This is a genomic window from Magnetospirillum fulvum MGU-K5 (assembly GCF_000442515.1).
Classification (GTDB): Bacteria; Pseudomonadota; Alphaproteobacteria; order Rhodospirillales; family Magnetospirillaceae; genus Phaeospirillum; species Phaeospirillum fulvum_B.
The window spans coordinates 1-26,652 of sequence record NZ_AQPH01000051.1 but is presented as its reverse complement, the minus strand read 5'-3'; the positions used below and the strand labels follow the sequence as shown (position 1 = coordinate 26,652).

The 26,652-nt window shown below is 62.4% G+C and carries 22 protein-coding genes; 18 read left to right on the top strand and 4 right to left on the bottom strand.

Features of this window, described 5'->3' with window-relative positions; genetic code table 11:
• From K678_RS19085 to K678_RS17845, 4 genes are all read left to right on the top strand, one after another.
• A partial coding sequence (locus tag K678_RS19085) for a beta strand repeat-containing protein (protein WP_021132821.1) occupies window positions 1-2,861 on the top strand: 2,861 nt, incomplete at its 5' end.
• Window positions 2,858-4,885, top strand: a complete 2,028-nt coding sequence (locus K678_RS12475) for a peptidase domain-containing ABC transporter (protein ID WP_021132820.1) — start codon at window positions 2,858-2,860, stop codon at window positions 4,883-4,885. The genes K678_RS19085 and K678_RS12475, both read left to right, overlap by 4 nt.
• The gene (locus K678_RS17850) at window positions 4,878-7,754 is read left to right on the top strand and encodes an O-linked N-acetylglucosamine transferase family protein (protein WP_021132819.1); all 2,877 of its coding nucleotides are present in this window, start codon (window positions 4,878-4,880) and stop codon (window positions 7,752-7,754) included. The genes K678_RS12475 and K678_RS17850 overlap by 8 nt, the downstream gene beginning before the upstream one ends.
• Entirely contained in the window at window positions 7,754-10,516 is a 2,763-nt protein-coding gene (locus tag K678_RS17845) for a tetratricopeptide repeat protein (RefSeq protein WP_021132818.1), read from the top strand. The genes K678_RS17850 and K678_RS17845 overlap by 1 nt, the downstream gene beginning before the upstream one ends.
• A 3-nt stretch (window positions 10,517-10,519) precedes the next feature.
• On the opposite strand, the gene K678_RS12455 is transcribed toward K678_RS17845, so the two are convergent.
• From K678_RS12455 to K678_RS12445, 3 genes are read right to left on the bottom strand one after another with little or no spacing between them, the layout of a single operon-like run.
• Window positions 10,520-11,863 carry a dicarboxylate/amino acid:cation symporter gene (locus K678_RS12455; protein WP_021132817.1) on the bottom strand — a complete coding sequence of 448 codons (1,344 nt, stop codon included), beginning with the start codon at window positions 11,861-11,863 and terminating at the stop codon, window positions 10,520-10,522.
• Complete coding sequence (locus K678_RS12450) at window positions 11,860-12,708, bottom strand: substrate-binding periplasmic protein (protein ID WP_021132816.1); 849 nt, start codon at window positions 12,706-12,708, stop codon at window positions 11,860-11,862. The genes K678_RS12455 and K678_RS12450 overlap by 4 nt, the downstream gene beginning before the upstream one ends.
• 60 nt (window positions 12,709-12,768) lie before the next feature.
• The gene (locus tag K678_RS12445; RefSeq protein ID WP_021132815.1) at window positions 12,769-13,179 is read right to left on the bottom strand and encodes a YbaN family protein; all 411 of its coding nucleotides are present in this window, start codon (window positions 13,177-13,179) and stop codon (window positions 12,769-12,771) included.
• Window positions 13,180-14,050: 871 nt separating this feature from the next.
• On the opposite strand from K678_RS12445, the gene K678_RS12440 reads away from it, so the two are divergent.
• The 14 genes from K678_RS12440 (at window position 14,051) to K678_RS12380 (ending at window position 26,346) form a co-directional block, all read left to right on the top strand.
• Window positions 14,051-14,245 (top strand): Flp family type IVb pilin, encoded by a 195-nt coding sequence (locus K678_RS12440; protein WP_021132814.1) that lies wholly within the window; start codon window positions 14,051-14,053, stop codon window positions 14,243-14,245.
• A 48-nt stretch (window positions 14,246-14,293) separates the two neighbouring features.
• Complete coding sequence (locus tag K678_RS12435) at window positions 14,294-14,794, top strand: A24 family peptidase (RefSeq protein WP_196802580.1); 501 nt, start codon at window positions 14,294-14,296, stop codon at window positions 14,792-14,794.
• A gap of 11 nt (window positions 14,795-14,805) precedes the next feature.
• Window positions 14,806-15,846, top strand: coding sequence for a Flp pilus assembly protein CpaB (gene cpaB, locus K678_RS12430; protein WP_196802579.1), 1,041 nt, complete (start codon window positions 14,806-14,808; stop codon window positions 15,844-15,846).
• Window positions 15,847-15,901: 55 nt separating this feature from the next.
• Window positions 15,902-17,272: a type II and III secretion system protein family protein gene (locus K678_RS12425; protein ID WP_021132811.1), complete on the top strand. Its 1,371-nt coding sequence runs from the start codon at window positions 15,902-15,904 to the stop codon at window positions 17,270-17,272.
• A 16-nt stretch (window positions 17,273-17,288) separates the two neighbouring features.
• Window positions 17,289-18,089, top strand: a complete 801-nt coding sequence (locus K678_RS17840; protein WP_021132810.1) for a CpaD family pilus assembly lipoprotein — start codon at window positions 17,289-17,291, stop codon at window positions 18,087-18,089.
• Window positions 17,989-19,233 (top strand): AAA family ATPase, encoded by a 1,245-nt coding sequence (locus K678_RS12415; protein WP_081673263.1) that lies wholly within the window; start codon window positions 17,989-17,991, stop codon window positions 19,231-19,233. Before K678_RS17840 ends, K678_RS12415 begins: the two co-directional genes overlap by 101 nt.
• Before the next feature lie 2 nt (window positions 19,234-19,235).
• Entirely contained in the window at window positions 19,236-20,642 is a 1,407-nt protein-coding gene (locus K678_RS12410; protein ID WP_021132808.1) for a CpaF family protein, read from the top strand.
• On the top strand, window positions 20,639-21,160 hold the full coding sequence (locus tag K678_RS19080) for a hypothetical protein (protein WP_021132807.1): 522 nt from the start codon (window positions 20,639-20,641) through the stop codon (window positions 21,158-21,160). Before K678_RS12410 ends, K678_RS19080 begins: the two co-directional genes overlap by 4 nt.
• 11 nt (window positions 21,161-21,171) lie before the next feature.
• Entirely contained in the window at window positions 21,172-21,618 is a 447-nt protein-coding gene (locus K678_RS18260; protein WP_021132806.1) for a type II secretion system F family protein, read from the top strand.
• A gap of 4 nt (window positions 21,619-21,622) precedes the next feature.
• Entirely contained in the window at window positions 21,623-22,570 is a 948-nt protein-coding gene (locus K678_RS12400; protein WP_021132805.1) for a type II secretion system F family protein, read from the top strand.
• The gene (locus tag K678_RS12395; protein ID WP_021132804.1) at window positions 22,567-23,439 is read left to right on the top strand and encodes a tetratricopeptide repeat protein; all 873 of its coding nucleotides are present in this window, start codon (window positions 22,567-22,569) and stop codon (window positions 23,437-23,439) included. Before K678_RS12400 ends, K678_RS12395 begins: the two co-directional genes overlap by 4 nt.
• Entirely contained in the window at window positions 23,436-24,023 is a 588-nt protein-coding gene (locus K678_RS12390) for a TadE/TadG family type IV pilus assembly protein (protein ID WP_021132803.1), read from the top strand. Before K678_RS12395 ends, K678_RS12390 begins: the two co-directional genes overlap by 4 nt.
• 4 nt (window positions 24,024-24,027) lie before the next feature.
• Window positions 24,028-24,642 (top strand): hypothetical protein, encoded by a 615-nt coding sequence (locus K678_RS12385; protein ID WP_021132802.1) that lies wholly within the window; start codon window positions 24,028-24,030, stop codon window positions 24,640-24,642.
• 63 nt (window positions 24,643-24,705) lie between these two features.
• Entirely contained in the window at window positions 24,706-26,346 is a 1,641-nt protein-coding gene (locus K678_RS12380; protein ID WP_021132801.1) for a pilus assembly protein TadG-related protein, read from the top strand.
• Here the strand turns inward: K678_RS12380 and K678_RS19075 are convergent.
• Window positions 26,330-26,652 (bottom strand): hypothetical protein (locus tag K678_RS19075; protein WP_021132800.1); only part of this gene is annotated, 323 nt, incomplete at its 5' end. The two genes, K678_RS12380 and K678_RS19075, sit on opposite strands and share 17 nt — an antisense overlap.

Below are 26,652 nucleotides of genomic sequence, written 5' to 3'. Positions count from 1 at the left end.
CCTCGGGCGATTCCTATAGCGGGATCGCGACGATCATCGGCGGCACCGGCAACGATACCTTTATCGGCGGCACCGCTGCGGGCTCGGCGACGATGAGCGGCGGTGGCGGCACCGACTGGATCAGCTATCAATCTGCGACCAGCGGCGCGACGGTCGATCTGACCTATAACAATACCGCCAGTCTCAACGGCGGGTCGGCGGCGAATGACCATCTGATCGGGATCAAGAGCATCCAGGGCTCGGCCTATAGCGATACCTTCTTCGCCGACGGCAACGCCAACAGCTTCATCGGCGGTGGCGGCACCGATATCGTCAGCTATGCCCATGGAACGGCGATGACGATCAACCTGACCGGGACCAACCGCTCGACCGGCTATGCCTCAGGCGATAGCTATAACGGGATCGCGACGGTGATCGGCAGTTCCGGCAACGATACCTTCATCGGCGGTACCGCGTCGGGCTCGGCGGTGATGAGTAGCGGCGGTGGCTCCGACTGGGTCACCTATCAATACGCGACGGGTGGCAAGGCGACCGTCAATCTCGCCACCGGCAGCAATGGCGGCACGGCGGCGAACGACCGTCTGAGCGGAATCGAGAACATCGTCGCGTCGAATCAGGGCGACGTGCTGACTGGCGACGGTCTTGCCAACAGCTTCATCAGCGGCGGCGGGGCCGATACGATCGACGGCGGCAATGGGATCGACACCGTCAGCTATGCCCTCGACAGCGGTACCACCCACACCATCAATCTGGCCACCAACGTCAATAGCGGCGGTTATGCCGCAGGCGACACTCTGACCAATATCGAGGTGGTGATCGGCGGCAATAATGGCGACACGATCACCGGCAACAGCAGCAGTACGACGACGATCATCGGCGGAAGCGGCAACGACCTGTTCTTTGGCGGCTCGGCGGCGGATTCGTTCAATGGCGGCGGTGGGAATGATACGGTCAGCTACGACAACGATACGGGTGGCGTGGGTCTGACGATCAGCCAGACCAACACCGCCAACAGCACCGGTTACGCCCAGGGTGACAGGTACACCAGCATCGAGACCATTATCGGCACCGGCTATGCCGATACCTTTATCGGCGGCACCGCGTCGGGATCAGCGACGATGGATGGGGCGGTGGGGTCGGATTGGATCAGCTATGCCGGTCTGGCGGCGGCGACGGTCTATCTCGGCGGTGGAACCAATGGCGGGTCGGCGCAGTACGACAAGCTGGTCAATATCGAAAACATCCTGGGATCGGCCAATGCCGACGTCCTCGCTGGCAGCATTGCAGCCAACATCATCAATGCCGGGGCAGGCGACGATAGGATTATCGGTAGCGGCGGGTCCGACACGATCGATGGCGGGGCCGGAACCCACGACATCATCGATTATTCGGTCGATTCGACCGGGGCGGCCAACAGCCGTTCGGTCACCGTCTATCTGGGCGGATTCGATGAGAAAGGGGGCAATGCCCTGTCGCATGGCGTTTCGCTGCCCGGCGGCTATACCGGCTATGGTCTCAACAAGCTTGATGGCGGCGGCACCGCTTCGCCCGATTATTACGTCAATATCGAGGATATCCGGGGCGGAAATGCCAGCGATATCCTGATCGGCTCGACCGGAATCAACACGATCTCTGGCGGTGACGGTGACGATACGTTGGGCGGCGGCGGTGGTGGCGACCTGCTTGATGGCGGCATCGGAAACGATACGCTGACCTATGCCTGGGAATCCGTCGGGGTCTCGGTCTATCTCGGCGGCACCAACCAGAGCGGCGGCACCGTGCCGGGATTGTCATTGCCGTCAGGCTATAGCGGCGGTGGGTTCGACAACGGCAAGGTCGATTACTACGCCAATATCGAGAACGTGACGGGTTCCTCGTTCAACGATCTGATCGTCGGCAATTCCGGTGACAACATCCTGAACGGCAATGGCGGTTCCGATACGATTTACGGCATGGCCGGAAACGATAGCTTTATCGCGGGCAAGGGCAGCGCCTCTCTCGACGGCGGTGACGGGACCGACAAGGTCGATTACAGCAACTTCGCCGGTGGGGTCAGCGTCGATCTGGCTAACCATCACGCCAACAATATCAACGGCGTCGTTTTTGCCGACACCCTCTACAACATCGAGAATATCGTCGGGACCGACGATGCCGATGTGCTGAGCGGGGATTCCGGCAACAATACGATCTGGGGCGGTAGTGGGAATGACACCCTGTCGGGCGGCGGCGGGATCGATACCCTGTTCGGCGGTATCGGTAACGATACCCTGTTCGGCGGGGTCGGGACGGAACGGCTGGATGGTGAAGGCGGGTCCGATACCGCCGATTACAGCCGGTCCGGGAGCGGTGTCCTCTTTAATCTGACAAATGGGACTGCCACCAATTCCGGGGGAACCGCCTTTAGCGACACGCTGGTCAGTATCGAGGCGATCACCGGATCCAGCCATGGTGACACGTTCAGCGGCGACTCGACGAACCGGACGATCCATGGCGGCAGCGGCAACGATACCTTTAATGTGAGTGCGCTCGGGACTTTGGACGGCGGCGGCGGACAGGACAGCTTGGTCTATACGGGGAGTAGTTTCACGAGTGTGTTTTTTAATGCCACCAACTTTGAGTCTATCGACATAAGAAGTGGAACGTCGCAAATATTTGATATTACATCTGAAAATCTGGTCCATATGGTCGGAAGTGGATCGGCATACACTCTGAATTTCACGATTGATACGATTGATACGTTAAATGTTCACAATAGCGGGGGGCAGGATGCTGTCTGGAACTCGGCCAACAGCACCTGGACCGTTTACGCCGATAACAGCCACGCGACCCAATTGGCCCAGCTACAACTGCATCAGGGATGAGCGGATCTGACCTGACCCAGCCGCTTTCGGCGGCACTGACGGCGGCTTTGGCCGGGGTCGGCCGTCCCGGACCGTTGGCTCCGGACGATCCCACCGCCGATCCGTCCGTTCTGCTGCGCGAGGCGCTGGCACCGCTGGGGCTGGAGGCGCGGCTCCTGAGCCGGGGGTCATCCGTACCGCATCTGGCCGGGGACGCGGTTGCCGTTCTGGTCGAGCAGGCCGACGATTCGGGCTGGCAGGCGCTGGTGCCCCGTCCGGGCGGCGGGTATGAACGGGCCGAGGTCGATGGCAGTTTGTCCCCGCGAGAGGAGGAGTCGGCCGAGATTCCCCTGCGGGTAATCCTGCTGGTCCCGCTGCCTGAACCAAATCTGACGATTGCGGTGTTGCCGTTCCTGCGCCGCCATTCCCGTTTGCTGGTGCCGATTGCCATCGGTGGGGTGGTGTCGAACCTGCTGGCCCTGGCCCTGCCGCTGTTCGCCAGCTTTGTCTTCGACAAGGTTCTGGGCAACGGGGTCAGCGAGACCCTGTGGGCGATGACGATCGGAATCGTGCTGGCAATCGGCCTTGATTACGTCGTCCGCACTCTTCGGGTTCAGATTTTCGAGCGGCTGGCGGTGGTGACCGAAGGCGATATCGACCGCGCCCTGTTTTCCAACCTGCTGCATAAAAGAGGAGCCTTGCCCCCGATCGGGGTCGTGCTCGACAAGTACAAACAGATCCTGGCCAGCCGCGATTTCGTCTCGTCGACCTTCCTGCTGGCGCTGGCCGATCTGCCGTTCCTGTTGATGTTCCTTGCCGCGATTGCCATCGTTTCCGGCCCGCTGGTGCTGGTGCCGATTGTGCTGGGTCTTCTGTCGATTGGGGTCAATCTGGCCTTCAGCAGCCCGGCCCGGCAATATGAGATGCTGGCGCGCAAGGCGGGCGAGTCGCGGATTTCGCTGTTGGCCGACGTTCTGATTGCCCGCGACGTGGTGCTGACGACGGCGTTGCGGGGCGACAGCACGAGGCGGTGGCGGCGGATCAGCGATTCGGCGGCGGTGGCGTCGGGCCGGGCGCGCTTTTGGTATGGGCTGTCGAACACCTTTAACCTGTTGTCCTCGAATCTGGCCTATGCGTCGGTGCTGGTCGGGGGCGCCTATCTGATCGAGGAACGGGCGCTGACCTCGGGCGGCCTGATGGCCTGTTCGCTGCTGACCTCGCGGGCGATGGCAACGGTGGCCTCGGTGGTGCTGCTCTCGACCCGGATGCGTGAATTCCGCCGTTCGATGCGCGATCTCGACGCCATTTTGCCGACGGAAACGGTCGCCGAGACCGAACCGCGCCCGACCGATCCCACCGGCGATATTCAACTGGTCAATCTGAGCTGGCGGCCGCGCCCGGATGCCCGCCCGGTGCTGAACGGGATCGACCTGCGAATCCGGCCCGGCGAAATCGTCGGCATCGCCGGGCTTCCCGGCGCGGGCAAGACCACCTTGCTGCGGATGATCGCCGGGGCCGAGCGGGCTAGTAACGGCGAGGTGTTGCTGGATATGCATCCGGTCGAGCGTTGGGACGTCCGCCAACTGTCCCGCTCGATCGGCTTCAAGCCTCAGGAAGCGATGTTGTTCGAGGGCACCATCGAATCCAACATTCGCGCCGGGCGTCCGGCGGCAATTGCCCAGGACATGGCTGATGTGCTCGACCGTTCCGGGTTGCGCACTGCGATCGATCGCGGCGAACTGACCCTGGCGAGCGAGGTCGGCCCCCACGGCAATCTGCTGTCGGGAGGGCAGCGACATATGGTGTCGCTGGCCCGCGCCCTGCTGGGGGAGCCGCCGCTGTTGCTGCTTGACGAGCCCTCGACCGGCTTTGACTCGCAGTTGGAGAAAAGGCTGGCCGACTATATCCATACGCTGGCCGGACGGCGGACGGTGCTGTTGAGCAGCCATAGTCGCAATCTGCTTGGTGCCTGCACCCGCATCATCGTGCTGAATCAGGGCCGCATCGTCACCGATGGTCCCCGGGAAAAGGTGCTGGGTGGTTAACCGGCCCAATCCGTTCGCGAGTCCGGAGCGGTTGCGCCGTCTTCAGGTCGAAATCACCACCCATTGCACCCTGTCCTGCGCCGGATGTCAGCGCACCATCGGCCGACAGCGTGGGACCTGGACGGATTCCCACATGTCGGCGGACACCTTGCGGACTCTGCTGGGCCATCTGCCGCCCGCCGATCTGCTGGTGCTTCAGGGGGTGGGCGAGCCGACCCTGCACCCCGATCTGGCTGGTTTGATCCGACTGGGGCGCGAGAGCGGCCGGTTTGGTGTGCTCAGTCTCAACACCAATGCGCTGGCGGTGCCGCTGGAGGCCTATCGCGCCATTCGTGCCGCCGGTCTCGATCATCTCAGCCTGTCGGTCGACAGCCTGGACGACGCGACGGCGCGAGCGGTTCGGGCGGGCAGTTCGGTTTCTGAACTCAGCCGCCGTATCCCTTCTCTGGTCGCATTGTTCGAAGGGCGGATCACCGCCTCGATCGTGCTGTCCCGGCGCAATCAGGCTGAACTCGGCGGCTTGATCGAAGCGCTGGTCCGGCTGGGGGTGACGACGATCGAGGTTCAGCCGCTGGTCGCCTATGACCCGGCGACCGAGCCACAGGTCCTGGGCATTGCGGAACTGCGCCACGCCGCCGCGACTGTCACCGGGCTACGCGGACGTTTGCCCGGGATCGCTTTATTGCTGGCGGCGGGGATGACACCGAATGGCACCCGGTGCCGCCGTCCGTTCCATTCCGCCTATGTCACCGTCGACGGGTTGATGACACCCTGCTGCATCACCGACGATGCCGACCTGTTGGGCCGTACCAGCCTGATCGAACAGAGCTATGCCGAGGCGTGGCACGCCCCTCCGGTCGCGGCCTGGTTCGCCGATTATTTCGACCGCGAGCCGCCGCTTTGCCGGGGGTGCGGCTTTAACCCGCGCGGAAAGCCCGACGAGCGCCTGCCCGAACTGACCGAAGGACGGCGGTTGCGCCGGTCCGGCCGTCATGACGAGGCGATCCGTCTGTTGCGGCGGGCGGCAAGACGGTTGCCTCTGGCCGATCTGCTGGGAGAACTGGCGCTGGCTTCGGCGGGGCGGGGCGATCCGGGAGCGGCGGGTCTGCTTGACGTGGCGATGCAGCTTCACGAGGCCCCGGCCCCGGCCCACGATCTGGCCGGTCAGTTACTGCCGCTTGGGCAATTCGAACCGGCGGTGCGGCTGGCGATGGCCAATCTGGCCCGTCATCCCGGGTTCGAGACCGGCTGGCGCGACGTCGTCGCCTTGCTCCGGCAAAAGGGGCGGGCGGGGGGGGCTGCTCTGGTCGCGCTGGCGCGTCAGGCGTTGCAATCGCACAGCATGGTCGGTCTTGTCGCCGCGATTGAGGCGTTGGTCGATTGCGGCGAGCCCGACGATGCGCTGCTGACCCTGGCCAATCTGCTCCGGGTTGCCGGGCGGGCCGATCTCGCCCGCACTCTGCTGGAGGGGCTGGCGGCGCGGGTGCCCGGCGATGTCGGGCTGCTGATGGCCTTGTGTGTGGCCCAGCTAGAGATCGTCTATCAATCCGAGGCCGAGATCGAGACGCGACGGCACGCCTTTCTTGACCGTCTGGCCCAGGTCGAAGCCGCGCTGGAAACCACTGATGCCGCCGGTCGTGCCCGTGCCGCCGGGCAGATCGGTCAGGCCAAGCCGTTCTTTCTCGCCTACCAGGGCCGCGACGATGTCGAGCCGATGCGGCGGTGGGGGCGGATCGTCGCCACCCTGGCCGCCAGCACCGAGCCGCCGCCGTTGCTGCCGCGTCCCCGGCGCGAGCGGATCCGGGTCGGCTTCGCCTGCGCCTATTTCCGGCCGCATTCGGTGTCGAAGCTGTTCGGCGGCTGGCTGGGCGGGCTGGATCGGGCGCGGTTCGAGATCGTCGGCTATGATTTGTCGGGGCGGAGCGACCCGCCGCCTTTGGCGGCGGCCTGCGACCGCTTCGAGGTCGGGCCGCACTCTGACCCGGACTGGATGCGGGTCATCCGCGAGGACCGGCTGGATGTGCTGATCTATCCCGAATTGGGGATGGACCCGGTGGCGGTGCGTCTCGCTGCCCGGCGTCTCGCCCCGGTGCAATGCGTCGCCTGGGGCCACCCGGTCACCTCGGGTCTGCCCGAGATTGATTATTTCCTGTCCAGCGCCCTGATGGAGCCGGATCAAGCCGACGCGCACTATAGCGAGAGGCTGGTTCGTCTGCCCAATCTGTCGGTCTGCTATCGTCCGCTGCCGCCCGAACCGCCGCGCCGCCCACTGACCCGGCGCGATCTCGGTCTGTCGGATCAGGATGTCGTCTATATCTGCTGCCAGTCGCTGTTCAAATATCTGCCGGGCTTTGACGACGTGTTCGTCCGCATCGCCGCCCAGGTCGAACGGGCCTGCTTTGTCTTTATCGAAGGGATGGATGCCACCACCACCGCCCGGTTCCGCCAGCGGCTGGAGGCGGCGTTTCCCGGAGACGCGGCGGCGCGGCCTTATCGGCTGGTTCCCCGGATCGACCATGCCGATTTTCCCGCCTTTCTCGCCCTGGGCGATGTCTATCTCGATTCAATCGGCTGGTCGGGCGGCAACACGACGCTGGAAGCCGTGGCGGCTGGTCTGCCCATCGTCACCCACCCGACCGAGATGATGCGGGGGCGGCATTCCGCCGCGATCCTGACCCAGGCCGGTTTGGGCGACCGGGTTGCCGCCGATGTTGATGCCTATGTCGCGTTGGCGGTCGCGTTGGGGCAATCGGCCGAGGCGCGGGGGCAATTCCGCCAGCGTCTGGCCGAAGGTCGCGACCGCCTGTACGACGATCCGGCGCCGGTGCGGGCGCTGGAACGCTTTCTAATCTCCGCATTGGTGCCGTGATGAGCCGACGGATTCCGCGTACCACCCCGTTCATCCGCCGTCCGGACGATCTGATCGCCGCTGCCCGGGCCTTGCTCCGCGACCGCAAACCCGAGCAGGCGGTCACCGCGCTGGAACAGAGTCCGAGTGCGGTCTTGAATTCGGCACCGGAATTGACCTTGTTGGGCGAGGCTCTGTTAGGGCTGGGTTGCCTTGAGTCCGCCGAGGCGGCGCTGGGGCGGGCGCTGGCGCTCGATCCCACCTCGGCTGCCGCCCGGTTGGGGTTGGGGCGTCTGTGGGTGCGGAACAGTCGCTTTGCCGATGCCGCCGCGATTCTGGCCGAGGCCGACCAACTGCAACCGGACTCGCCCGATATCCTGACCACCTTGGGTCAGGCGATGCTGGGTCTGCGCCGCTTCGACGACGGCGAGGCGTTGTTGCACCGGTCCGCCGCCCTGCGCCGCAACGATCCCTGGCCGCATCTGGGGCTGGCGCTGGCCAATTTCCTCAAAGGAGACTGGCGAACCGCCTTTGCCCATTATCGCTGGCGGCGGGCTTTGCCTGGGGCGGTGCCAACGCCGCGTCCGGGCGACCGGGTCTGGGCCGGAGAAAGCCTGTTTGGGGCGTCGATCCTGCTGTTCGGTGAACAGGGCAAGGGCGACGTGATCCAATTCCTTCGCTTCGCTCCGATCCTGGCTCAGCATGGGGCCGAGGTTTCGGTTCTTTGCCCGCCCGATCTGTTGCCGGTGGTTCCCGCCTCGGCCAACGTGACGCCATTTAGCGGGCCGACCCGGCGCCGGTTTGATTACGTCGCCTCGCTGCTTGATGTCGCCGACATTCTGGGACTTGTCCCCGAGACGGTTCCGGCACCGGTGCCCTATCTCGCGGTGCCGAAGCGGTCGATCTTGCCCCCGCCGCCGGCGGGAACGCGGTTGCGGGTGGCGATCTGCTGGGCGGGCAGTACCTTGCACAGCAACGATGCGGCGCGGTCGGTTCCGTTCGAGCTGTTCCTGCCGCTGCTGGGCATCCCCGGACTTGAGCTAGTTTCGGTCCAGGTGGGGCCGCGCGCCGCCGACATCGCCGCCGCCGGAGCCGAGCCTCTGCTTCTCGATCCGTCGTCCCGGCTGGCCGATTTCGGCGATACCGCCGCGGTACTGGCCGGACTCGATCTGGTGATCTCGGTCGATACCTCGGTGGCGCATCTGGCCGGGGCGTTGGGGCGTCCGGTCTGGACTCTGCTGCCCTATCACCCCGACTGGCGCTGGGGGCTGGGGACGGACAAGACGCCGTGGTATCCGACGATGCGGCTGTTTCGCCAGAAAAAACCGGGAGCGTGGGAGCCGGTGTTCGCCGAGATTCGCGCCGCGCTGGAGCGTCTGGCCGCATCGATTCCGCCGCGTCCGGTGCCAGAGATTGTGCTGGCCGAAGCCGACCGGCTCAACACCCTGGCCTTGAAAGAGCTGAAGGCCGACCGTCTCGACCCCGCCTGCCAATTGCTGCGGCAGGGGCTGCGCAGCGTCGCCGACATGTCTCGTCTGTGGAACAATCTTGGGGTCGTCCTGCGCAAGCGTCGCCAGTTCCCGGCGGCCGAAGCGGCGTTTTTGCGTGCCACCGCGATCGACCCGACACCGGGTCCGGTCGGCAATCTTGCCAACACCCTGACCGATCTGGGGCGGATGGACGAAGCGCGCCGTCTTCAGGAAAAGCTGCTCGCGGTCTGCCCGCCCGAATCCAGTTCGATCTATAATTACGGCATCACTCTGAAAAATCAGGGGGATGCCGAGGGGGCGCTTCGCGCGTTCGACCATGCGTTGGCGCTTGATCCGCACAATTGCGACGCCCGCTGGGATCGTTCGCACGAATTGTTGCGGCTGGGGCGGTGGCGCGAGGGATGGGCCGATTACGACATCCGCTGGTCGTTGCCCGATGCCGGAGCGTTGGGCGATCTCGCCCCGATGTGGACGGGAGAAAACCCGGCGGGACGGACGATCCTGGTCATTCCCGAACAGGGATTCGGCGACACTTTGTTCGCGCTGCGCTTCCTGTCGGTGTTGAAGCGGTTGGGAGCGACGGTGGTGGTTCAGGCCCAGCCCGAATTGCTGCGTCTGTTCAGCCGGGTGACCTCAATCGATCATCTGGTTCCCCGGGGCTGCCCGTCGCCGGTGCCGGTCGATTTCCAGATCACCTTCATGAGCCTGCCCGGTCTGGCTCTGGCGGCGGGAACGCACGATCCGGTCGAGGGGCGGTCCTATCTGACCGCCGATCCCGCTCTCAAGCCGATCGCGGCGGCGGCGATTCCCCCCGGTCCCGGCCTCAATATCGGGATCGTGTGGAGCGGCAGCCTGACCTTTCGCGGCAATGCCTATCGGCGCGCGGAACTGGCTGATTTCCTGCCGCTGGCCCAGGATCCCCGGGTTCGGCTGTTCTCGTTGCAGAAAGGACCGCTGGCCGAGGATCTGAGCCGCCTGCGCGCCGCGACGCTGGTGACCTCGCTCGATGCGCTGACCACCGATTTCGACGTTACTGCCGCCTTGCTGCAACGGCTGGACGCGATCGTGATGACCGACAGTTCGGTGGTGCATCTGGCCGGAGCGCTGGGGCGACCAGTCTGGGCCGTTCTGGGCGACCGGCCCTATTGGCTGTGGGGGCAGGGCGACCGGACCCCGTGGTACGAGTCGGTCCGGCTGGTCCGCCGCTCGGCCTCGGAAAGTTGGCAATCCGCGATCAGCCGCGCCGGGCAAGATGCGATCGACACCCTGCTGCGCGACAAGGCCCAGAGGTAAAGATTATATCCCCAGGCTCTTGAGCGGGGGGAAATCGGGAGCCTCCTCCTCCTGGTCGGACTCGCGGCCGCAGACGATGCTGGCGACGGCGCAGGTGCCATAGACGTTGAGCACGGTGCGGACCAGATCGAGAAGCGGATCAACGGCGAGAAACAGCGCCACCGCCGCCTCGAACGGCAAGCCCAGCGGATTGCACAACAGCGCCATCAGCCCGATCGTCATCACCCCGGTTCCGCCGCTTGACGCCATCGCCGCCATCACCGACGCGAACAGGATGAACATGTATTGCGAGGGGCCGAGATCGATCCGGTAAAGCTGGGCGATGAACAGGGTCGAGATGCCGAAAAAGACCACCGGCCCGAACCGGCACAAAATGATGCCGAGCGGTACGACCAGTTCGAGATCCTTGCGATTGATCCCCAGCTTGCTCGACATGCTTTCAATCACCGAGGGGATACAGGCGATGCTGTTGCGGGTGCCGATCGCCAGGATCAGCGGTTCGCGCAACGCGGTGATCGGGGCCAGGAATCCGCAGCCGGTGCGCTGCTGGATCACGATCGCGAACAAGACGAAGACGACCAGCGCGCCGATGCATTGGGCCGAGACGAACATCGTCATCGCCCGCACCGGCCCCAGCGGCGTTTCCGCCATGTCGGAGGCAAGCGGGGCGACCATCGCGCACAAGGCCAGCGGCAGCAGGGTATTGACTCCCTTCATCATGCTCTGGCACGACTGAAACACGGTTTCGAGCGCGCTGGTGAGGGCGTCGGCCCGCCCCCGTGGGGTCATCCCCACCGCGATCCCGAACATCAGCGAGAACATCAGCACCTTCAGATTGTCGCCGACGCTGAGGGCACGAAAGATGTTGTCGGGGATGATCTGGGCAATGAAGCGGGCCAGTCCCTGCTCTGGTTTGGCGGTACTCGGGGTGCCGATGATCGAAATTTCGAAATCGGCCTGATGTTCGGACGAACTGACCACCTCGCCCAGCGAGGCGATATCGGTCTGGGCAAGGTTGCCACCCGGCGCGACGATCAGGCCGGTCGCCAGCCCGATTCCGGCGGCGACGACCATGCAGGCGGTGATGGCGAGGGCGATGCGCCCGACCTGATGGGCGGCACCGCCGGTCTCGAACAGCTTGGCCAGACTGACCGTTACCGCCGAGATCAGCAGCGGGAGAACGATCATGCCGAGCAGGTCGAGGAACAGCTTCCCATAGGGTGCCAGAGCGGTCGCGCTTTCGGGGCTGACAAGACCGATCGCGATGCCCAGGCCCAGTCCGGTGAAGACGGCGGCGGGGCTCGACATCACCCGGACCCAACCGTCCAGAGAGGGGAGGAGGGTCACGGCGTATCTCCCTGTTTCGGCGCCACTTTGCCCAGACGGGCCAGGACCGTTTCGACCGTCAGCTTGGGGTTCAGGTCCTCGATATAAATCTCGGCCAGTTGAAGAAGCTGGGTATCGCGTGGATTGACGACCATGCACAGATGGTCCTGCGTATCGGTCAGGAACGCGGTCTTGAGGTGCAGGGCCAGTTCGGGTTGTTCGTTGATCATGCGACGGATTTCGAACTCGTCGCGATAGAGCGCGGCGACCTCGCCCTTGACCAGGGCGGGAACCGCATCAGCCCAACGCGGGAATTCGACGATCTCGGCGCGGGGGAAAATCCGCCGGGCATATTCGACATAAGAGGTCTTCGTCACCACGCCCAGGCGGCCGTCGAAGCCACGGATCACCTCGGCCATGTCGTGGTCGCGCATCTGCCGGGCCAGCCAGACCCGGTTGAACGCCATGCCGTGACGCAAGGTGAGATAAGGCGGGGAAAAGCTGACCGAGCGCGCCCGCACCAGGGTCCGGCTTAATTTCGAGATCGCGATGTCGGCCTGTCCCCGTGCGACGGTCTCGACCACCTCGTCATAGCTCCGGGCCGAGCGGTCGAAGGTAACCGCCACTCCCAGAGATTGCGCCAGTCCTTTGGCCAGATCGATATCGACCCCCGACAGAACGCCGTCGGTCACGACGTGGAACGGCGGGGCATCGGCTTCGGTCAGCGCGACGATCAGGGTTCCGCGTCGCAGGATCCGGTCGATGTCGGCGGGACGGGGCGGCGGATCGGCGCGGGATGGACTTACTGCGATCAGCAAGACCATAACCGCGAGCAAAACCAGCGCTAATCCCGAACGTGGTGTCATTCCATGTCCTTCTGATCCCGTCGCACCAGCGGACGGGAGTGCCGTCTCGATCGAGTAAGCCTATGGGCGGGTGCCATCGGGCAGACGGTGGGGCTTGGTCAGGATGAAGCCCGCTCCGAACAGGCAGATCGCTCCCATCGTCACCAGCGCGAACCACGGTGCCTGGGTAAAGAAGCCGACATAGATCATGCTGAGGCTCATTGCACCGACGGCGATAATCTTCGCGCCGAGCGGAATCACCCGATATTGCTCCCAGCGCTGGAGCGGCGGCCCGAACAGGCGGTGGGTGAACAGCCAATGGTGGAACCGGCGCGACGAGCGGGCAAAGCACCACAAGGCCAGCAGCATGAACGGGGTTGTTGGCAGCACCGGCAGAAAGACGCCGAGGACGCCCAGAGCGAAGAATCCCCAGCCTAGGCCGAGCAAAGCAAGGCGCTTCAGTCCTGTCGCCTCGTCTTGTGGCTCAGTCATCACCGTGTCCTCCGCTCCTCGGATTCGCTCTTGTCTGGGACTATGGGCATTCCCACGCGAGTGATCCAGTCACGTGTGCGAAACCGGAGCAATATTTATCGGTTGGAGGGGGGCTTGGGCCGAACCTCAGGATTAAAGACGGCTCCGCCACCGGGGGCATCTTCGACATGGGCGGTACCGTGATGGAGATCCATCGCCAGACCTAATCAGGCCCCGCGGCCCGTGCTCACGCTGTAATCATCGTGCCCCCGTGCATCGTGCCGCAAATTTGGGCGCAGCGTCCAATATTTGATTGTTCTGATGTTGGAAAATTTTGTTCAGAGCGAGCGTTTGGCGGCGTCGGCGTGGTGTTGATTTGAATTTTATAAAAAATAAATGGCCGCTAAGTTTTCCGTTTCATGTAATATTGTGTAAAATATTCAAGAAAGCCTGTTTTGTGCGAATATAAACAATTTTATATTATGATATAATATTGTATTTTGATTTTTATTCAATGTTTTGTTTATTGTGGGTTGTGCTGTTTCGGGGCTGACACGCGGTCTATAATTATGGCGAACGGCATTATTTCGTCCCACTGACTTTGATTTAGGTTATAGTCAATAAAGACTAAAGTAATGATTGGTGTGGGCCCGCACTGTTCCTGTTGATTTTAGGAATATAAGTCTCGGAACAAATTCTCACAAAATTTAGTAAAATCCAATCTAGACGTCTCTCTTCGTCTCGGATAGGCTCCCTTATTGAGTGTTGTTTTGTGTGAACCAAAATAGCCTCGCCGGGTCTCGTTCCGCCTTCGGGTCGGAGTGATTCTCTCTTTCGCGATAGAAATCGTGCGGCCGGTGCGGGCTTTTTAGGCAAGAGAGGAAGAAGAGACATGAAGCGTTTTCTCACTCGTTTCCTGCGTGACAATCGTGGCGTCGCCGCGTTGGAATATGCGTTGCTGGTCGGTCTGGTGACGCTGGCGATCGCCGGGGCGTTGTCCTCCACCAATATCAGAACCAGCATTTCCTCGATCTTCACCAGCCTGAACTCGGAACTGTCGACTGCCGCTGGTGCCAAGAACGACTAGTCGACGTGTTCGCATGATCTCCATGCCTCCGACATGGGTGAGATCGGGGTGTTGATCTGTTCCGCGATTGCGGTGGTGGCGTTTGCCGCCGCCGCGTTGCGGGATTTGACCCTGCGCCAGATCGACAATGCGATCGTTGTCATCGTCGCCGTGGCCTGGGGGGGCACGGTGGCGTTCGGCAGTGGGAGCGGTGATGTCTGGGATGGGGTGGTCCCTCATCTGGCCGTCGCGGCGGCAGCCTTTGCCGTCATGCTCTGTCTCTACATCTTCGGAGGAATCGGAGGGGGGGACGTCAAATTGGCCGCTGTCGTGTTCTTGTGGGCCGGTCCCGATCTGGCCGTTCCGACTCTTACCCTGGTCGCTTTGACCGGATTTGTCCTGGCGCTGGCGATGCTGTGTCTTCGTCCGCTGCGCGCTCATGCCGATCGCGGCGGCGCGCTGGCCTCGGTTCTGGTGATGTTGGATGAGCGGCGGGGTGTGCCGTATGGGGTGGCCCTGGCCCTGGGCGGGATCGCCGCGATTGTTTCTCCCTGGTTGACACAAAGATAGGACGAACCATCGTGCCTTTGCGCGGACTGATCCGCATCGGATTGATCGTCCTGCTGGCCCTGGTTGCGGGGTTGGTGTTTCGCGGCCTGTTTCTCGCCTCGAGCCAGGAGGCGCCCCGGCCCAAGGTTATCGCCAAGGTCGGGGTGTGCACCGCCGGTCAGGCGCTGCCGATGGGCTTGCTGCTGAAAGAAGACGATTTCGTCTGGAAGGAAACGCCGGAAGATCAGATCAAATCGACGATGATCGTCAAGGGATCGGCCGTCGCGGCCAGGCTGGTCGGCGCGGTGATCCGTCGTCCTGTCGCCGAGGGCGTGCCGCTGGCCGAACGTGACGTCGTTTTCCCCGATGCGCCGGGCTTTCTTGCCGCGGCCCTGGCTCCGGGAATGCGGGCGGTGTCGGTGGCAATCGACGACGTGACTGGCAATGCCGGTCTGATCCTGCCGGGAGACCGGGTTGATCTGTTGCTGACGCAAAAGCTTGAGGATTCGCTGGACGGTCGCTCCGACCGTCAGGTTGCCAGTGAAACGGCGCTGTCCGATCTGCGGGTCATCGCCGTCGGCTCGTCGATGAAAGTTCCCGACAATGACGGGTCATCGCCGTCGCTGCGGTCGGCTCACACCGTCACGTTGGAAGTCTCGCCCGAAGACGCCGAAAAGGTCGCGGTGGCGACGCGGCTGGGGCAATTGTCGCTGGCCTTGCGCAGCCTCGCCTCGCCCCGCCGTGCCGAGACGGTAGCTCCGTCGCCGGGGGATGGCGAGGGCGAACCGGGCGGGATTGATGCCTTGCCCGACGAGCGGATGACGCTCAAACCGACCTGGGGCGAGGATGTTTCGATGGCGATGCGGATGCGGGACGGAAACCGCAAGCCGCATGCCGCGCAACCGACCCAGCCTGCCGCTCGCCCGGTCCAGATCTTTCGAGGGTCGCAGCGCGAGGGCGGCCAAGCCTCCGGTGGTTTCGCCGCTGCGCCCAGTCCCGAATTTGCCGTCCCCTCCGGCATTCCCGCTCCGTTGGCCGAATCGTTCATCCCTGATTTGCGTCATGCACGCTAGACGGGGGACGTGCCGACGAATCCGTTTTGACCAGAAGAGATTTGAAGGAGTGTGGATGGTGCGGTGGGGAACAAGACTTAAGGGCATCCTCGGCGTGCTTGTCCTGGCGATTTTGCTTCCGCTTGTAACCCGGACCGCCGTGGCGGCCGAGAGCGGGACTCCTTTGATGCTGGCGGTGGGGCAGGGGGAATTGCTTCATCTGTCGCGGCCGGCAGCCTCGGTGTTTGTGTCGAATCCCGAAATCGCCGACATCCAGGTTCCGTCACAAAACGCCATCTTCGTCCTGGGCAAGAAGATGGGCAGTACCACCCTTTACGCCATTGATGCCTCCGACCAGACGATTTTGAAGACCGAGATCTCGGTTACGCATAATCTTGTCGAGTTGGAGCGGATGTTGCGCCAGCGTTACCCCGATTACCGATTGACCCTGACCTCGGCGCCGGGATCGCTGATGGTTGGCGGCATCGTCAATCAGGCCGAAGACGTCAATGGCGTCGCCAGTACCCTGACGCCGCTGTTGAGCAAGGATGAGAAGCTCATCAACGCGATTAAGGTGCGCTCTCCCACCCAAATTCAGTTGCGGGTGCGATTCTCCGAAGTGTCGCGCGGTGTCATCCAGAAGCTGGGAATCAATTGGAGCTCGATCGGCCGCTCGGGCAATTATCTCGGCGGGGTGATGAACGGTCGGGATTATTACAACGATACGAGCAAAACCTATTACAAGCCTGATTCCGCCTGGGGAATTCTGCTCGGCTATGCCACCGGCGGGATGGATATCGAGGCGATGATCGAGGCGCTGGACAGCGAAGGTCTGGTCACCACCCTGGCCGAACCGAACCTGACGGCGGTGTCGGGGCAAACCGCCAGCTTCCTGGCGGGCGGCGAATACCCGATCCCGGTGTCACAGCAAAACAACACGATCTCGATCGAGTTCAAGCCGTATGGCGTCTCGCTGTCTTTTACCCCGACGGTGATCGCCAACGACCGCATCAGCCTGAAGGTCCGGCCCGAGGTCAGCGCGCTCGATTGGAGCAATGCGGTCACCCTGGACGGCACCAAGGTTCCGGCGATCAGCGTTCGCCGCGTCGATACCAGCATCGAATTGGCCAGCGGGCAGAGCTTCGCCATCGGCGGTCTGCTTCAGGACAATATGTCCGATGCCCTGTCCCGCATGCCGGGTCTGGGTAATCTGCCGGTCCTGGGCAAATTGTTCTCGTCGCAGAATTACGAGAACCGGCGCAGCGAGTTGGTGGTGATCGTCACCGCCTATCTGGTGCGGCCAACCGATGGGACGGGTCTGCACACCCCGGCGGAAAGCCTGCGTCCGGCCAACGATGTCGAGTACATCGCCCATTCCCGGTTGGGCAGCGATCCCCTCGCGGCCAAGTCGATCCGGCTGGTCGGCAATGCCGGCTTCTCCTACTGACGAAAGGGCCCTGACGATGACGCGCCGTCTGTCCCGAGTTTTACCGACTGTTCTGGTCCTGCCGTTGCTGGCCGGGTGCTTTCCCCGTCCCAATTACACCAGCCTGCCCGATCCCAGTTCGATCCGGGTCGAAACGCGCAGCGAAGTGGTCTCCGTCGTCGATCCCGCCCATCCCCGCCGCGACGAACTGGCGGCGATCACGATGGCACTGGAGGCGTCGGGGGCGACGAAGACCCGGGTCCGCATTTTCCTGCCCGCCGGGTGGAATCCGCCCAGCGAAGGAATTGTGCAATCCTGGGCCGCCGGTCTTGGCATTCCCCCCGGTTGGACCATCGTGATTCCGAATGCCGATGTCGGGACACTGGCTCGGGTCGAGATCGTTCATGTCGAGGTTCAAGGGCCGGATTGTTCGACGATCATCACCCCCAACGAAGTGATTGGGGCGTCCAAGCGACCCCAACTGTCCTTGGGCTGTGCCACTTACGGCAATCTGGCGGCCCAGGTGGTTGACCCCGCCGATCTGTTCCAGCCGACGACGTTTGGCGGGCCGACGGCCACGACGACCTCTGCGGCGGTTGAACGCTACCTCACTGACAAGATCAAACCGCCTCCCGCCCTTGGTGTGTCGCGGGTTGGAACCGGGGGCGGGTCCGGGGGGCGGGCGCGTCTGGTGGGGGCGCTCAGTAGGTCAGTTAAACAAAGAAAGCGTCAAGCGTATGGACGTTATCAGCAAATTTGCCCGCGGCACTCAGTCGATCCCCAAGAACGTCGATTTTATCGCGGTGATGGCCGACGATGTCAGCGTCTCGATCCTTGAGATGTTCGTTCTTGAGGCGATGATCCCCCATGCCTTCGTCTTTCAGGGAAGCGTCAACGATCTGATCTCGATGTTGGCGAATGTCGATCATCCGCCCGAGCAATTGGTTGTCGACGTTTCCAAATCCGCGATGCCGCATACCGATCTGGCCAACCTGGCCAATGTCTGTCCGCCCGGTGTCTCGGTGGTGGTGGTGGGAGAGCGGAACGATATCGGCCTGTTCCGCGAATTGCTGCGGATGGGGGTGGACGATTATATCGTCAAGCCTCTGACCATGGACCTGTTGCACCGGGTGATGGGCCGCCTCAACGGCCGGTCCGAGCCGGTCCACCAAATCCGCACCGGAAAGCTGGTTGCCTGCCTGGGTTCGCGCGGCGGTGTCGGTACCAGCACGGTCGCCGCCAATATGGGGTGGCGTCTGGCCCGCGATCTTGAGCGGCGGGTCGCCGTGATTGATCTCGATCCGTTCGGCGGCTCTCTCGACATTCTGCTCGGATCGCAAAACAACAAGGGATTGGCCGATCTCTTAAAGAACATCAACCAGCTCGATCCTCATTATGTCGAGCGCAGTTTCGTCCAGGTCGCGCCCCGGCTGTTCCTGCTCTCGGCCCGATACGACCTCGGCGAGGCGGGAGTCCTGCCGGCCAAGTCGCTGAACATGTTGCTGGTCGAGCTGAAGAAGCTGTTTCACTACGTCATTCTCGATCTGCCCTGCCGGGGCGGAGAGATCGCCGCCTCCCTGGTCAATGCCGCCGAAACGGTGGTGGTCGTCACCGAGCCGTCGGTGATCTCGACCCGGGAAACCGTGCGGCTGCTCCAACTGGCGGAACTGCGCGATACCAAGGTGCCGGTGATGGTGGTGGTCAATCAGCCCAACCAGCCGGGCCGGGCTGAATTGCGTCTGCCCGATTTCGAAGCCGCCGTGGGGCGGCGGATTTTGCACGTTCTTCCCTTCGACCGCGACGCGGCAGGCCTGGGCGAGAATATCGGCCCGCCGGTCGTGGCGGGGAAGGGGCCGTTGGCCCAGGCGATGCGGCGGCTGGTTGACGATCTGGCGGGCCGTCATCTTGAGGCGAACGCCGCCAACGTTCCGTTTTGGCGTCGCCTTCCGGCTCTCGGCAAGTTTCTGAAACTGGGAGGCTAGGGATGTTCGGGCAAAAGATCAGGCGAGGGGCCGCGCGCCCGGTTGGCGAAGACGTCAGCGGCGGGTCCGACGAGGCGGGGACGCTGGCGCTTGACGACACCGATCTTGCCCAAACGACGGGCGGAGCCCCGAGGCTCGATCAAAAGGGGCTGCTGCGCTCCGAGATTTTCCAGTCGGTGCGTACCTCTGTGCTGTCGTCGATCAATGTGTCGGCGACGGTGATGCGGTCGCGCGAGCTGGTTGAAAAGGATCTGCTCGCCCTCGTCGCGGAAATTTGCGTTCGTGACCGATTGATGGTGACGGCGGCCGATCAGGAATTGATGGCACGCGAACTGCTGAATGACATGTTCGGCATCGGTCCGATCGAGCCGTTGCTCGCCGACGATTCCATCACCGACATTCTCGTCAACGGGCCGGATCAGGTCTATGTCGAGCGGCATGGTCACCTTGAGCTGACCCCGATCCGCTTTCGCGACAATACCCACGTCACCAATGTCGCCCAACGCATCGCCGGGTCGGTCGGCCGTCGCGTCGATGAAAGCAGCCCGATGGTCGATGCCCGTCTGGCCGATGGCAGCCGCGTTAATGTGGTTCTGCCGCCCTTGGCGCTGAAGGGCACCTATATCTCGATCCGCAAATTCTCGAAGCGCTCGATCACTTTCAACCGGATGGTGGCCCAGGGCAATCTGTCCCGTCCCATGGCCCGGGTTCTCGAAATCGCCTGTGCCTGCCGCTGCAACATTCTGATCTCGGGTGGAACCGGCAGCGGCAAGACCACGATGATGAACACGCTGTCTTACGGCATTGATCCCGGCGAACGGATCGTCACCATCGAGGACGCCGCCGAGTTGCAGTTGCAGCAGCCGCATGTGGTCTCGATGGAGACCCGGCCGATCAATATCGAAGGGGTGGGGGCGATCGACCAGCGCGAACTGGTCCGCAATGCCCTGCGAATGCGCCCGGACCGCATCATTCTGGGGGAAACCCGCGGCGCCGAAGCCTTTGACGTGTTGCAGGCGATGAATACCGGCCATGACGGCTCGATGAGCACGATCCACGCCAACAGCGCCCGCGATGCGCTGACCCGGCTGGAAAGCATGGTGCTGATGGCGACCCGGACCCTGCCGCTTCTCTCGATCCGGCGGCAGATCGCCGGGGCGCTCCACTTGATCATCCAGTTGGAACGGATGCGTGATGGCGTGCGCCGCATCACCAGCGTGACCGAGGTGGCGGGGATGGAGGGTGATATCATCATCACCCAGGACCTGTTCACCTTCGAGTATGACGCCACCGCTTATAATGACGAGGTGTCTGGCCGCTTCGTCAATTCCGGTCTTCGTCCGGCCTTTGCCACCCGCGCGGCCTATTACTCGCTCGATCGCGCCTTGCTGGAGGCGATGCGCGAATGAGCCTGATGGCCCCGGAAGATGTCGTCACGCTGGCAGGATTTACCGCCGTCCTGATCTGCTGGGGGGCCTATTCGATCATTCGCCGCAGCCAGGACGAAAGTCCCCAGGCGGTGATGCGCCGCCGCGCCCAGGCAGTCGCCGACCAATGCCGGGTCGCCGACATCGACGATCTGTCCGATCGCGGGTCATTGCTGTCGCGACCGCTGACGGAATCGGTCAGCATTCAGGCCGCCATCGAAGTATTGCGGGCTCGCGTTCTTGATTTCGGCGGCGTCGCCGGATTGCGCCAATTGCTGATCGCAATGATCGCTGGCGGCCTGTTGGCGGTGCCCGGCGTGTTTCTGTCCGGGTTTCCCAAATCGCTTCTTCTGGTCGCGGTTCCGGTGCAAGCGGGGCTGGTTTGCGCCCTGGTTTTTTTGCTCTGCGCGCGAAATATCGCCGCCGCTTCACCGAAGGATTTCCCGAGGTTCTGGAAACGATCATCCGCGCGGTTCGGGCCGGTGTTCCGGTCAGTGTAGCGATTCAGACGGTGGGGGAGGAGATTCCCGGTCCGATCGGCGGCGAATACAAACGGATGGGCGACGCGCTGCGGCTTGGGGTCGATCAGAGCGAGGTGTTCGCCTCGGCCAGCAAGCGGATTGGCGTTCCCGAATTCAAATTCTTTGCCGTCTGCCTGGAATTGCAACGCGAAACCGGCGGTCCGCTGAGCGATACCCTGGAAAATCTGGCCGCGATCATTCGGGCCCGGATGGATGTTCGGCTGAAGACAAGGGCGCTGACCGCCGAGGGACGGATGGCGTCGAAAGTCATCGCCACGATCCCGCTGGCGATCACCGGCGGGTTGTATGTCGTCGGGGGGGATTACATCGACGTCCTGATCCATACCGAAACGGGCCATCATCTGGTTGCCCTGGCGGTGGGAATGATTGTGCTGGGGCAGGCGATCATCTTCCGCATGACGAAGCTGGAGGCGTGACGCGATGGCCGGAACCTTTCCCGCGCTTGTTCTGCTGGTTGCGGTCGCTGCGGCGGTAAGCCTGGGCGGTCTGACCTATGTCAGCCTGAACCGGCCCCATTTGCGGATCGCCGAACGAGCCAAGGCCGAGGCGGATGCGACACTCGAACGCACCCTGACGGTAGAAAACAATGAGCGCGGCTCGGTCTTCACCCCGGTGATCCGGGTTATGTCCAGGATTGCCGACCATCTGCCGATCTATGACGCAGCGCAACGGGCCAAGTTCTCCCGCAGCCTGCTGTCGGCGGGTATCCGCCATCCGATGGCGCTGCGCATCTTCATTGTGGGGAAGCTGGGCTTTGGCCTGCTGTGCGCGGTGATCGCCGCGTTCGCTCTGAACGCCTTTCCCGATCTGGAAAACGTTTTTTACAAGATGATCGCGGTGTTCGGGGGGCTGTTCGTCGGCCTGATCCTGCCGGAAATGGGGCTGGATTGGGTGGTCAAAAAGCGGCGCGCCGCCATTCACCAAGCTCTTCCCGACGTGCTGGATCTGATGGTGATCTGCACCAATGCCGGGTACAGCCTAAGCGCCACGCTGCGGCGGGTCTCGACCGAGTTTGCTCCGATCAGCAAGCCGCTTGCCGACGAACTGGCGATTACTGCGGACGATATCTCGCTGCGGGCCGACCCGATGGCCGGGTTGCGCAATCTGGCCGATCGGACCGGGATTCCGGCCCTCAGCGCGATGGTGACGACCCTGATTCAGTCGCAACGTTACGGCACCCCGATTACCCATGCGCTGAAGACCTTGGCGAAAAGCGAACGCCGTGCCCGGGTTCTGGCGATGGAGGAAAAGGGGGCCAAGCTGTCGACGAAGATAACGATCCCGATGATGATTTTGATTTTGCCTGCGGTCCTGATTCTGGCTGGGGGGCCGGCGTTCCTGCGGGTCATGGAGGTGTTCGGAAAATGAGGCACAATCGACGCGGACGCATCGTTCTGGTCGCCCTGGTCGGCGGGATGGTTGCTGCGTGCGCCACCTCCGACCGCCCTAGCGAGGACCGATCGGCCAAACTGATCCCGGCAAAAGAATCGGTCCGCATGGGCAATGCCTCGCTGAGTGGCGGCGATGCGGTCGGCGCGATCAACTTTTACCAACAGGCGCTGAAGGGAAAGCCGGACGATTACGAGGCCAGTCTCGGCCTTGCCGATGCGCTGATGCGTTCGGGGGAAAGTGCCGCGGCGCTGAAAGCCTATGTTCGGGCCAGCGAAATCAATCCCACGGCGGTCGAGCCGTTGCTGGGGCAGGGACGGATCGCGATCATGCAGCGGCGGTTCGCCGATGCCCAGACCGTCTATAATCATGCCGCCGAACTCACCGGACGAACCGATCCGCGTCCGCTGGTCGGCCTGGGGACGATCCAGGATTTGTGCGGAAATTCCGCCAGTGCCCAGGAACTCTACCTCAAAGCCCTCGCGTTGAAGCCCGACGATGTGGCCGCACGCAACAATCTTGGCCTGTCGCTGGCTCTGTCGGGCAATCCGCGCGCGGCGGTCGATATTCTGATGGAAATCGTCCAAAGCCCCAGCGCGCCGTCCAAGGCCCGGCACAATCTGGCGCTGGCGTATGGCTTGATGGGCAACACCGACGCGTCGGAGAACGTGTTGTCGACCGATCTCGATGCCGGATCGATCCAGAACGATCTGCGTTATTACGCGATGCTGCGTCAGCGTCTGGCCGAATCGCCGCCGCCGCCCGCAATGCCCACCCCGCACCTTGACATGCGGGCGGTTCCGGCTCCCGGCGGGGAACTGCCTGGCCCCAAGGCAAACGGGCCATGACGCAGCGTCTCTTCCGTCTGGGAGTACGGGGCTCGGTCGGGCTGGAATTCGCCTTCCTGATCCCGATCCTGCTGTTGCTGACGGCGGGGACGATGGAAGTCGGGGTGATTCTGATGACCGATGCGTCACTGGAAATCGCCGTTCATGACGCCGCGCGTTACGGAATGGCGACTTCGAGTATCGCGGATGGAAATCGCGATCAGATCATCCGGAACACCGTGACGAAATATATGAGACGGTGGGTCGAATCGGACGATCAAATAACGATCACGACGAAATCGTATAAATCCTTTTCCAATGTCGGCCAGCCCGAGCCGGTGAATTCCGTTTTGCATCCGGACGGAACCTGTACCGCTTCCTGCGTGCCCTGCACCGGGAGTGCGGTGACGGCAAGCTGCGACTATGTCGATGTCAATGCCAACGGGCATTGGGATGCGGATATGGGGGCGTCGGGCGCGGGCGGGACCGGCGATATCGTCGTCTATAGCGTCAACGTCACCCGGCCCAGTTTCACCGGGGTCATTCATCTGGCGGGACTACAGAAACTCACGTTCTCTCGATCCCTGGTCATTCAAAATGAATAAAATCGTGCGGAAGCTGATCGCCGATTGCCGCGCTGTCACCGCGATTGAACTGGCGTTGCTGATCCCGATCTTGATGATCATTCTGGTTGGATTTTATGAATCCTATATCTTCGTCCGCTCGATCGCGACGATGGAGCGGACCGCCTTTACCCTCTCCGATCTGGTTTCCCGGCGGAATCTGGTTTGCGATGCGAGCAGCGCCAGCGATCCCAACAGCCTGAACACCTATCTCAGCACGGTGGCGCCGATGATCGCGCAGCCGCTCGACATCAAGGCCAATGGCGAGATCATCGTCAGTGCCGTTGTCTATGCCAAGACGGTGGGCGCGGCCGTCAATTGGCAAAAGATCAGTTCCTATACCCTGAACGGTGCCGCAAGTCAGGTCGGCGTGATCGGGGGGGCGGCAAATCTGCCGACAGGGATCATCCCAAAGAATGACGGTGACACGGTGATTGTGACCGAAATCTTCTATAATTTTGACTGGTTCCCGTATCTGCGAATTTATGTTCCCTCTATGCCGGGACGAATGACGATGTCCCGGTCTGCATATTTTCGGGCTCGGGTGAATTCTTTGTCTATTCTTTATGATGCGACAACCAACGCCAATTGTCCGTCTTAGGTGGGGCCTTATTCAATGGAGCGATGCCAGGGCAAGGCCCAGGCGTGGGATGGGAGTGGGGCAATGATTGATCAGGGGTTCGGCACTCGTATCCACGCTTTAGCCAGCGACCGTCGCGGCGTGGCGGGCATCATCGTCACCGTCTGTATCGCGACGATGGTACTGCTGATGATGGGTGGGATCGACGTGGTAAGGGCCTATCTGATCAAATCGCGCGCCCAGGCGGCGATCGACGCCGCGGTTCTGGCGGCAGGACACAGCCTTGGCTCGGCCGACTGCAAAGCTCAGGGCGAAGCCTACTTTTCCGCCAATATGGGAAGCAATTATCTGGGGAGTTCGATCTCCCAATCGCTGACCTTCGTCGTCGATGGGACCAAGGTGACTGCGGATAATGCCGCGAAGGTCTGCTCGGTGACCAAGGCAACCGGCGACATCATCACCGCGACCGCCAGCCTTTCCCTCCCGCTGCTCAGCCTCGGTTTTATCCCCCTCAGCAACATCACCTTCACCGTTTCCAATCAGGCCCAGCGCACCACCAACAGCAATCTCGAACTGGTGCTGGCGATGGATAATACCGGGTCGATGAACGATTACGGCAAGTTGCAGGCGATGAAAAACGCCGCGACCAACATGGTCAATTCCCTGTTCGGCAATAACTCGACCGGGGCGAAGATTTATGTCGGTCTGGTGCCGTTTACCGAAACCGTCCGCGCCGGGAAGGATTCGTCGGGAACGGTTCATTCCGGCTGGGTGGGCAGCGGCGGGCTAAAGCATTTCAACTCGATCTCCGACTGGAATGGCTGCTTTTTCGAGCGGAGCAGCGGGAACGTTTATAGTCTGAATGCCGCCCCTCCCACGACGGCTCCCTTCGAGGATTGGGCGTCTTTTTATTATCGGTGGAGCTATACGGTTTCATGCTCTTGGGGTTGGTGCCAGCGAAACAGCACGCCGGCTTGGAGTACTAGTAATCCATATTTTGCCTCGTCGAAGAAAAACGACCCCGGTTGCTCCAATCTGGCCAGGGTGACGTTCCTTAGCAGTAATCAGCAAAATATTCTTAATAATATCAAGGCGATGGTCGGGAACGGCAGCACGATGATCAGCTCCGGCGTCTTGTGGGCATGGCGCATGCTTGATCCAGGGTGGCGGAATTCCAGTGCCGCCGATGGCTGGGGCAATGCCGCTCTGCCGCAGGATTCCGCTACTACTCTGACCAAGGCCATCGTTCTTCTGACCGATGGAAATAACGCACCTTCTTATACAAATACAGGAGAAAGCGGTTCGACAGGATGGTCTGGAGTTTATCTTGTTACAGATGATTACTATATGGCGGGGGCGTTCAAGGGGGCCCCTAAGGATGTCAATGGAAGTCCAACGGACGGAAACGGCAATGTCCGTTACTCTGTTCGTTATGGTCAGGACAGTGGAGATATTTATATTAACGATGATTATCGTCGTATAACAAGTACGGCGGCGGCAGATGATATCCTGATTCAAGCGTGCACAAACGCCAAGGCGGCGGGGATCACCATCTTCACCATCGCCCTCAATACCAATGGTGCCGTTTCGTCGGGGACGCAGAACCTGCTGACTCAATGCGCCTCCAACAGTGGGTATTACTATAACGTCTCCAACGTCAGCGATCTGAATGGAGTGTTCAGCACGATCTCGGGCCGGTTGTCCGAGCTTAAGCTTGTGAAGTGAGGGCGGCTTTGTCCGCAGCGGGGGAGAGGCTGACCGGAGGCGGGGCCGCCCAGATACGGCGGCAGATCAGCGCGGCCAGCCCGATCTGAGCCAGCAGCGCGACCGGAAGCGTCTGGAGCGGCGGCAGAATCAGGAAGAACGGGCAAACCCAGGCGGCAAATAATCCCAGCCGTTCGCCGGGGGCCAGCGTTCGTCCCGAGGACAGGACATATTCGGTCAGCAGCACCACCGCCAGGGTCAATTGCCCCATGTCGTAGACCTGGGCGTAGGGGGTGGCGAGCAGCACCACGCTCATCAACAACGCGG